The organism is Clostridium sp. UBA5119 (assembly GCF_002414285.1).
Classification (GTDB): domain Bacteria; phylum Bacillota; class Clostridia; order Clostridiales; family Clostridiaceae; genus Clostridium_J; species Clostridium_J sulfidigenes.
In genome coordinates this window covers 12,446-21,991 of record NZ_DHYX01000012.1, presented here as the reverse complement: position 1 = coordinate 21,991, position 9,546 = coordinate 12,446, and the positions used below count along the sequence as shown (strand labels likewise).

Annotated in this window: 10 protein-coding genes; 7 read left to right on the top strand and 3 right to left on the bottom strand. The window is 35.7% G+C overall.

The features are described from left to right. The first annotated feature begins 455 nt into the window (after window positions 1-455). The 6 genes from B2671_RS01420 to B2671_RS01395 all read left to right on the top strand — a co-directional run bounded on the left by B2671_RS01420 (window position 456) and on the right by B2671_RS01395 (window position 6,140). The gene (locus B2671_RS01420) at window positions 456-1,418 is read left to right on the top strand and encodes a Gfo/Idh/MocA family oxidoreductase (RefSeq protein ID WP_346868812.1); all 963 of its coding nucleotides are present in this window, start codon (window positions 456-458) and stop codon (window positions 1,416-1,418) included. Between the two features lie 551 nt (window positions 1,419-1,969). Further along, a complete protein-coding gene (locus B2671_RS01415; protein WP_346868811.1) occupies window positions 1,970-2,470 on the top strand; it encodes a GNAT family N-acetyltransferase in 501 nt (166 codons plus the stop codon). Between the two features lie 17 nt (window positions 2,471-2,487). Continuing rightward, window positions 2,488-3,177, top strand: coding sequence for a WbqC family protein (locus B2671_RS01410; protein ID WP_346868810.1), 690 nt, complete (start codon window positions 2,488-2,490; stop codon window positions 3,175-3,177). Between the two features lie 2 nt (window positions 3,178-3,179). Further along, a complete protein-coding gene (locus B2671_RS01405; protein WP_346868809.1) occupies window positions 3,180-4,154 on the top strand; it encodes a CgeB family protein in 975 nt (324 codons plus the stop codon). Continuing rightward, window positions 4,141-5,022 carry a UDP-3-O-acyl-N-acetylglucosamine deacetylase gene (locus B2671_RS01400; RefSeq protein ID WP_346868808.1) on the top strand — a complete coding sequence of 294 codons (882 nt, stop codon included), beginning with the start codon at window positions 4,141-4,143 and terminating at the stop codon, window positions 5,020-5,022. Before B2671_RS01405 ends, B2671_RS01400 begins: the two co-directional genes overlap by 14 nt. A 71-nt stretch (window positions 5,023-5,093) precedes the next feature. Continuing rightward, on the top strand, window positions 5,094-6,140 hold the full coding sequence (locus B2671_RS01395) for an ATP-grasp domain-containing protein (protein ID WP_346868807.1): 1,047 nt from the start codon (window positions 5,094-5,096) through the stop codon (window positions 6,138-6,140). Window positions 6,141-6,205: 65 nt separating this feature from the next. Here B2671_RS01395 and B2671_RS01390 read toward each other — a convergent pair whose 3' ends face one another. Then, window positions 6,206-6,361, bottom strand: a complete 156-nt coding sequence (locus B2671_RS01390; RefSeq protein WP_346868806.1) for a hypothetical protein — start codon at window positions 6,359-6,361, stop codon at window positions 6,206-6,208. A gap of 50 nt (window positions 6,362-6,411) precedes the next feature. On the opposite strand from B2671_RS01390, the gene B2671_RS01385 reads away from it, so the two are divergent. After that, window positions 6,412-8,502 (top strand): peptidoglycan-binding protein, encoded by a 2,091-nt coding sequence (locus tag B2671_RS01385; RefSeq protein WP_346868805.1) that lies wholly within the window; start codon window positions 6,412-6,414, stop codon window positions 8,500-8,502. Window positions 8,503-8,611: 109 nt separating this feature from the next. Here the strand turns inward: B2671_RS01385 and B2671_RS01380 are convergent, their stop codons facing one another. Together B2671_RS01380 and B2671_RS01375 are read right to left on the bottom strand one after the other, a co-directional pair. Next, on the bottom strand, window positions 8,612-8,740 hold the full coding sequence (locus tag B2671_RS01380) for a hypothetical protein (protein WP_346868804.1): 129 nt from the start codon (window positions 8,738-8,740) through the stop codon (window positions 8,612-8,614). A gap of 106 nt (window positions 8,741-8,846) precedes the next feature. Next, window positions 8,847-9,546, bottom strand: a 700-nt coding sequence (locus B2671_RS01375; protein ID WP_346868803.1) for a DUF3658 domain-containing protein, incomplete at its 5' end; no start/stop codon positions are given.

Below are 9,546 nucleotides of genomic sequence, written 5' to 3'. Positions count from 1 at the left end.
ATTCCATAAAATCATTTATTTTTGTTGCTAATAAACTGTTCATTACTAAACTCCTTATTTACATGCTTTATTTTTTTAGTTCTATTTAATATAATCTTATAATTCAGAAAATTATATTACAATGGTAAAAAACATTTCCATATCATTTTTTACATAAAAGCTACCACCCATTGTAAGAGTAATAGCTTTAACCTAAAAAATTTTTAAAGTTTCCACCTAGATTCTCATATTTAAACTTCTAATTATATGCACAATATAATAGGTGATGTTGTCTCTTAAGCCTGGAAGTGTAATGCTTGCTCTTGAACCTTCTGCGTAAAGTTACTAGCCCTTTTTATTTTTTTCGCTTTACCAGATGAGGATCCTCAATGTAAGTAACATTTCCTATGAGTGATGAATATACTAATTTATGATGCTACGGCATATAATTAGTATGTAATTGAGAGGTAAATGCAATGATGAAGCTTGCTTTAATAGGCTGTGGAAAATGGGGAAAAAATTATCTGAAAACTGTAAATGAAATAGAGGGCTGTAAATTGAAGTGGGCCTGCGACCTGGACTATGAAAAGCTGAATCAGGCAGCTGCTGTTTACCCTCAGACCAGGTTCACTGAAAATAAAGCAGATATATTGAATGACATTGAGGTGCAGGGAGTTATTATAGCCACAACACCTGAAAGTCATTATATGCTGGCGAAGGAAGCAATAAGCAAAGGCAAAGCTGTTCTAGTAGAAAAGCCAGTGACAACCAACAGGAAAGACAGTGATGATCTAATTGAATTGGCTGCTGCTCAAAACACCGTATTGATGGCCGGCCATACATTGATTTACCATCCTGCTGTGAAAAAGATAAAGAGGCTTCTGAAAGAAAAAGATATTTTTGATGATCTATGTTACTTCAACATGTCCAGAACCAGTTCAACCTCTCAGGCTCCAAAAGTAGATGTTCTTCATGATCTGGCAGTTCATGATATTTATCTTTCCCGCCACCTCATAGGGATGGACCCTATCTGGGTAATTGCCCATGGTGAAAGATATATTCAAAGTCCTTACAACAATGTTATCAATATACTGATGGGTTTCCCTAATGGTAAAATAGCTTCTATATTTGCCAGCTTCATTCATAGGTCAAAAACCAGGAAAATGACACTGGTTGCATCGAAAACAAAATTGGTATTTGACGATGCACAGACTGCCGATAGAAAAATCCAAATCTTCCATAACGGAGAGCAGGAGTATTTTTTGGCAATAGAAGACAACTTGGAACCTCTGACACAGGAGTGTCTTCATTTTATAGAATGCATTAGAGAACACAAGGAGCCTATTAGCGGCAAAAAAAATATAGAATTTGTGACAAAAATAACTGATTGCATTTCAGAATCTCTCGCAAAAGGCGGAGAGAAAATTAACATCTTTTGATGGAAATGGTAAGCACTATAATCAGGAAAGTGTGGTGAAATTATATTGTTTGTAAAGAACTATTCAAAAGAACTTGAGAATCAATGGGAGGAATTTGTGAGTTCCTCAGTTAACGGTACTTTTATGCAGGAGAGAAAATTCCTTGGTTATCATCCTTCAGACAGGTTTTCAGATCATTCCCTAATATTTATGGAGGATAAGAGAATCATTGCCGTTCTTCCTGCTGCCGTAGTACAACAAGAGGATAAACGCATCCTGGTTTCCCACCCCGGCGCTTCCCATGGAGGGCTGATAATAAAGTCCAGTCTAAGTACTAAAAAATGCCTGGAATTAGTAAGTGCCCTTATTGAATATTGTACCATGACTGGTTTTGACTATATACGGCTAAAACCTGTTCCGAAGGTTTACCATAAGGAGCTTTCGGACCAACTTGACTTTGCTTTAAGGTTTTCTGGTTTTAGCATTGAGTATACAGAGCTGGCCACAGTGCTTGAGCTAAAAAAAGGTGATGAATCTTTTGTAAAGNNGAGGAATCTTTTGTAAAGCAGGTAATGAGTGACACAGCTTTTCGAAACTACCAGAAGGCATTGAAAAGTGGGTTATCAGTGGTGGAGGATGCCGATATAAATGATTTTTGGCCTATTCTGGAAAATAAGCTAAAACATAATCATAATGCAAAGCCTGCACATACATTAGATGAAATCAAACATCTAAAAACCCTTTATCCAGACAGGATAAAACTCTTTGCAGCATATGAAGAAGGAGTAACTCCTGTAGCTGGTGTTTTGGCATTTTTACTGAATGACAGGGTTATAAACTGCTTTTATATTGCCCACCACGATGGTTTCGAGCATAAGAGGCCCCTAAACCTTATTTTTGGTCATATGATGGAATGGGGACTAAAAAACGGCTTTTCATATTTAGATTGGGGTATTTCCACTGAGTTAAAAGGAAGTAGAGTCAATACAGGGCTGTTCCGTTTCAAAGAAGGCTATGGAGGGCATGGGGTATTGCGGGAATGCTATTTGTATGAAGTAAACAATAACAAATAATTTAAAGGAGTGGTGTAATGAAATTAGCAGGTCATCAACCGAATTATATTCCCTGGCCTGGATATTTTGTTAAGATGGCACAGTGTGATATTTTTTTTATTTTAGATACTGCTCAGTTTCAAACAGGCAGTTCATTGGATAATAGGAATCTTATCAAAACTTCCCAAGGGACTCAGCTACTAACTGTGCCGGTGAAACGCAAAGGCATGGGCTTGCAACGTTTTAATGAAGTTACTGTTATACCGGGTTGGAAAAAGCATCATCTTATGGCACTCAAAGTAAACTACGCAAAAGCACCTCATTTCAAAGAAGTTTTCCCCATGATGGAGCAAGTATTGCAAGATACCGGATATCTTATAGATACCAACATAGCTTTCATCAAGCTAGTATATGACCTGCTGGGACTTAAAACAAAGCTTGTGTTTTTATCAGATTTACCTCAATTTTCTGAGCTTCGAAAAAATGAACTGATAGCTGCAATCTGCCGCCACTTTTCTGCTGATAGTTACCTGTCTGGTATTGGAGGAAAGGCATATAATCAACCAAAGTTTTTTGAAAAACAAGGTATTAAATTGGAATATTTGAATTATGAGCCTATAGCATATCCACAGCTTTGGGGCAATTTTATGCCCAATTTGTCTATAGTTGATATGTTATTTAATTGTGGGGCAACTGGCGCACGCAAGCTTTTGTTGAAAGAGGTGTAAGCATGAAAAGAATACTGTTTTTTGCACATAGTTCTAAATATACTCTTGGGCTTCCCCAGGGTTTTAGGGAACTTAACTGCCCTGTTTTTGTCCTGAGGGATTTAAGTAGAAGTTCTATAATAGACGCAGTGGACAACTTTAGGCCTGATATTATGATAACAACGGGATGGGCTTACCGCAGGTATAGCCGTGAGCATATAGACGAGCTTACGAAAAGAGCTTCTAAATATAAGGTGAAACATGTCTATTGGGCAACTGAAGATCCAAGATGGACCGAAAAGTGTTCCTTCAGGTGTATTGAAACCTATAAACCTAATGCAATTATGACCATACATCCTGGTAGTGTAAATAAATACAGGGAGCTTGGGCTTCCCGCCGGGCATCTGGATTTTGGCTGCAATCCGGAATTCAATAAGAATGAACCTCCAAGCAGTAAATACGATTATGATGTGGCTTTAATTGGAAATGGCGGACGAGAGTGGAAGTCATATCGGAAGGATAGCGTTCAGATATTACTTAAGCCTTTGGTGGAAAGAGGATATAACATTGCTATTTGGGGTAAGCGATGGGACCGTTTTAATGAGGAGCTAATGGGTTTTAAGATCCCACCCCATATGCTTAAAGGTGAACTACCTTATGAGGAAACAAATAAAGTATATAATTCAGCTAGAATTATATTAGGTTTGCAAAATGACCATGACATGTTAACATCTCGGACTTTTGAAGTACTAGGTTCGGGCGGTTTTTTGCTTACAGTACCAACACAATCTATCACCAAGCTATTTATAAATAATGTTCACCTGTCATGTGCCTCTTCCCCAGAAGATACAGTTGACCTGGTAAATTATTTTCTTAAAAATACCGCAGCACGACAAGAAATAGCGCGCAATGGTCAGCGGTTGGTTTATTTAAAACATAGTTATAAAGAACGCGCCAGACAAATTCTTGATTTCTGCAGTTTAGTTGAAAGGAATTGAAATTGAAATGGATAATCAGACAACTATTAAACAAAAAGTCTCTTTAATGGGTACTAGCATTGCTGGCGAAACTGATGCAAAGGTAACCTTTTATCCAGCCCCGCCGAGTACAGGTATAATATTTATCCGTAATGACCTTCCAGGCTGCCCTAAAGTAAAATGCTCATTTGAAAAAGCAAAGGTTGAATACAGATGGACTTCTCTTGTTGATGGAGATGTTCGCATCGAACACACGGAGCATGCCTTGGCAGCCTTATCAGGATTAGGTGTGGACAACGTATTTATTGAACTGGAACAGGCTAGCCTGCCCGTAACAGAAGATTACAGCAGTAAAGAGTTCAAGAGAGCCCTCACAGGAGCTGGGATAGTGGAACAAAATGCCAAGAAGGAAATGATAAAAATACTTAAGCCCATTATTGTATATAAACGTGAAAGCTTAGAGGATATGGAATATGAAAAGTTCCTGATAGCTCTTCCCTACGATGGCTTTAAACTAACCTATATGGTTGACTATCCCAATCTACCCCAATTATCTCAAGTAGCTGAAATGGACATAACTCCTGAAACCTTTGCTAAAGAGCTGGCAGATGCCCGTTCTTATATAATTGAGTCAGAGATTGAAGATGTTGTGAACCTAACTGGGAAAGTCAGCTCAAATGTATTGGTAGTGAAATCAGGGGCTGAGTACAGGTCGTGGAAATGGCCAAATGAACCCGCCCGGCATAAAGTTCTTGACCTTCTCGGAGACCTTGGCTTGCTTGAGAAAAAGGTACTGGGACATGTGATAGGCTTCAGATCTGGTCACCGGTTAAATCTAGAGCTATGTAAAAAAATTTATGAGGAGTGTAATGATGATCGCTTTAGCTAAACCTATGCTTGGTATAATGGTAGTTTCAATACCTGTTCACCCAGAATTAACAGAACAGGAGGTTGATTACATTGTCAGCAGTTTGCAAAAATATGAATGAAATCAATGGTACTCTCAGTGTGTTGGTTACAGGTGCAGGTTCCGTATACGGCCTGGGTATTATCAGGTCACTGAAAGAATCGGTGCTTCCTGTTGAAACAATAGCAATTGACTCTAACCCATATTCCCTAGGTTTATTTTTTGCCCACAAAAGCTTTATCGCTCCACAGGTATCAGATGAAGAAAGCTATTATATGTTTATTAAAAATCTTTGTATAAATCATCATATTAAAGCGATATTTATCGGCTCTACAGCAGAGCTTCCCTTTTATTCAAGAAATAGAGAATCCCTTGAAAGATCTACAGGAGCAAAGGTATTTGTAAATTCTCCTGCAGTGATAGAGCTTTGCACCGATAAGTGGCTGACCATGTGTCATTTATCACGCTCTGGTTTTCAAATTCCTGCAAGTATCAGGTATCCTGAAGATGCTGGTATGCTCTCCTCATTTATTGAAAGTACTGGGTTTCCCTTGATAGTCAAGCCGCGTTTTGGACGTGGCTCAGTAGGTGTTGTTCTAGTTAAGGATAAGCAGCAGCTGCTTGAAAATATAAAGGGTAAGAAAAGCCTAATTATACAGGAATACCTTACAGATGAGGAGCAAGAGTTTACCGTAGGGATTTGCATAAACCAAAAGGGAAAGATCATTTCCAAAATCGCTTTAAGGCGGTATTTGCTGGAAGGAGTTTCTATTGCTGCAGTTTCTGATGATTATCACCACATTGCAGATTATTGTGCCATGGTTGCAAGTACACTGGGAGCCTATGGGGCTATAAATATTCAATTGCGCCTTAAAGATTTCATGCCAGTAATTTTCGAAATAAATCCCAGATTCAGCAGTTCTACATCCATGCGGTTACTATTTGGAATAAATGAGCCAGAAAGCTTAATACGCTCAGAAGTGCTTTGCCAGGAGGTAATACCCGACAGCGCAGCAACTGGCCTTGTATTGAGGCAATACATTGATTATTACTTCCCACTAGATAAGCTTAACTCCCTTTCTACAACCAGACTTTACTAGATATAAATATTTACGTAAAAGTTGTTGAAAACCACGACTAATTAGGTTGTGGTTTTTTATGTTTTTTATTTATAGAATCGAGTTGCAGTATCCTTTGCAGCAAAGGGCTCAAATATATATCTGCATAATGCTTCATACAACGGAAACTTCAATGTACTTTCAAAGCTTTTATCCGCTGACTTTAATACAATTATTTTTATAACACAATGTGCCAGTATCAAAACAAAACTACATCAATATAATATATTAGAGTAATATTTAGTGGTGTAAAATGGGAAAAGGATATATAATAGTTCAACTTTCAAAAGAACAAGAAGCCTTACCTATCACAAGTGCAAAGATAAAAATTAGAGATCAAAAAACAAAAGAGGTTATTTTTGAGACAGACAGTGGTGTAGATGAAAGTGGCAGAAGTGAGATTATTGAGTTAGATGCTCCCGATAAAAATTTGTCATTAGAACCAATGAATAAAACATATATTCCTTATGCTAGATATGATGTGTTAGTAACCGCAGAAGGATATAATAATGTACTAATAGAAGGTGTTAGTATTTTTGATGAAACTACTTCTATTCAAAATGTATCATTAACTGAGATAGTTAAAATTGGTGCAGCTGCATTTTACAACACAACGGAAAATAGGATTGTTATACCTCCTCATCAATTATTATTGGATGTTCAAAGAGATCAGAAAACTGGAGTGTTATCTCAACCTTTTGTATTAAGAGAAGTATATATACCAGAGTATATTACAGTACACCTTGGAGCTCCTAGTGCATGGGCGCAAAATGTCACTGTCAGGTTTGTAGATTATATTAAAAATGTTGCTTCCCATGAAGTTTACCCAACATGGCCTGAAGAATCCCTAAGAGCCAACATTTATGCCCAAATAACCTTTGCCCTTAACAGAGTTTATACAGAATGGTATGTAAGTAGAGGTTATTCATTTCAAATAACAAATTCTACAGCCTATGATCAATATTTTGTATATGGAGGAAATGTATTTGAGAATGTAAGCGAAATTGTAGATTCTATTTTTAATGAATATTTTTCTATAGTTAATAGTAATGCACCATATTTTACACAATATTGCAATGGTACAACAGCTAAATGTAATGGGTTATCTCAGTGGGGAACTGTAGACTTAGCAAATGGTGGTAGAAATGCTTTTGAAATATTACAGTATTATTATGGTAATGATAAAATACTAAAAAGAACTCCAATAATTGCTGGGTTAGTTGAGTCATATCCTGGATCAGCAATAAGGAGAAACGATAGAAACTCCAATGTAACTATAATACAACAACAGTTAAATAGAATATCACAAAATTATCCTGCTATTCCTAAGTTAATTCCTGTAGATGGAATCTTTGGACCTAACACTGAAGCATCCGTTAAAGTATTTCAAAGAATATTTAATTTAGTTCAAGATGGAATAGTGGGAAGAGCAACCTGGTATAAATTATCGGCAATTTATACTGCTGTAAAAAGATTAGCTGAATTAGATCAAGAAGCAGAAGAAAATATGATTATTGAAGAATTAGATGCAAGTTTTGATGGAGATTATCCATTAGGAGGATTAAAATATGGTTCTAAGGGAGGAAAAGTAAGGGAGCTACAAGTATATTTAAGCACCTTAGCAGAGGCTTATGGATTAAAGAAAAATGCTATAACTGGTATCTTTGATTATCAAACTCTGGAAACCTTAATAGAATTTCAAAAGGCATTTAATTTGCCTACTTTAAAATCAGTTGATAGAAGGCTTTGGAATACTATATACTGTGCCTATGTAGATTTAGAAGAACTTTATTCAGTGGAAGATTTAACTAGATATCCAGGGTATGTTTTAAGGAAAAATTTTAGCAATAAAGATGTAAGAAGACTTAAAACAATGCTTAGAAAGATATCTACATTATATAAAGAGATACCAGAAGTTAATGTTGATAGAGATTTTGATGGAAGAACACAAAATGCTGTGTTAAGATTTCAAAGAACCTTTGGATTAGTTCAAAATGGCGAGGTGGATATTAATACTTGGAGGAATATTGTATTTGTATATTTGGCATTAGACTCTGGTAGGGATATAAATACATCAGATATTCTTTTCCCATTCCCATTTGAACTAAAACTTGGAGTTAACAATGGATATGTTGCTGTTCTTAAAGAGTATATGAATGTTTTGGCTAAAAACGGATATAACATAAGAATTCTACCCATAGATAATATATTTGACTTAGCAACGGAAAGAAATGTTAAGAGTCTTCAAAAGGTATTTGATCTAAGGAGAACTGGAGTTGTGGATAGAATAACCTGGGAAAAAATCGCATCAACCTATAACGATTTCTTCACTGGTAGAAGGTAAGATCCATTCTTAATAATTTATATAGCTATGGAAAAATAACTAACTTCAACAAAAAGAGAGCAGGTAAATTTGTGTTTACACAAGTTTACCTACTCTACCTTAATTTGAATTAGACTTTTAATCTTTCAATTAATTCTTGAAGTTCTAAGAACATCTGTGATAAGTTTCTACTTGAATTAGCTATTTCCTCAATGGAAGTAGTTTGCTCTTCTATTGATGCTGAAGCTCCTAACTTCATGCTGAGTTTACTTCTGCCACCGATGAAAGTGTTTCCATTATAACCATGTATATATCTAAACTAAATAAAAATATAATTTTCAGATGTAAAATTAATTTCAACAATATCACCTATTATTCTTTTTTATTTCTAGTTCCCTCATAAAATCTAAATTTCCTCTATAAGAAATTTTCCCATTTCTTATTAGTTCTGTTACTCTCCAAAAAATAAAAGTATCAGAAATATAACTTTCAGCTTTGCCTATAACTTCTCCAATTGTCCTTGCACTATGCATAAACTTCTTATCTGTATAACATAGTATCATATCATCAAAGTGGTCTATGTGAGCACTATTAACCTGATTATCTTCATAAACACGTAGATTAGAATTCTCTCTCTTCAGTTTCTCCCATAATGCCATTAAACTGGAGTATCTCTCAAAGTCCATGGATTTTCTTATTCCTATAAATTCTCCTAACTTTTCAGGCATAACCTCTCCTACAACCCGTGGTGTATATTCATTCTTTTTTCCAGTATTATAAGTAATTTCTGATACATTAATGGTATATACGTTCTGAATTTTCTCTTCAAGCATTGATAAAATATATAACATTCCACAGATTTCCTTTGCACTATTACCGTGCCATAGATAAATATCTTCATCCTTAAGTTTCATTATATCTTTAATAATTTTTTTATAATGACTCTTGATTATTTCAGAAATTTCATTTCCTTCTTCAATATATACTTTTTTAAGCCATTCAATTCTTCTGCTCATATCAGCAATATCATCTATAGGTCCGTTTGACAAATCATCAACAAGTCCT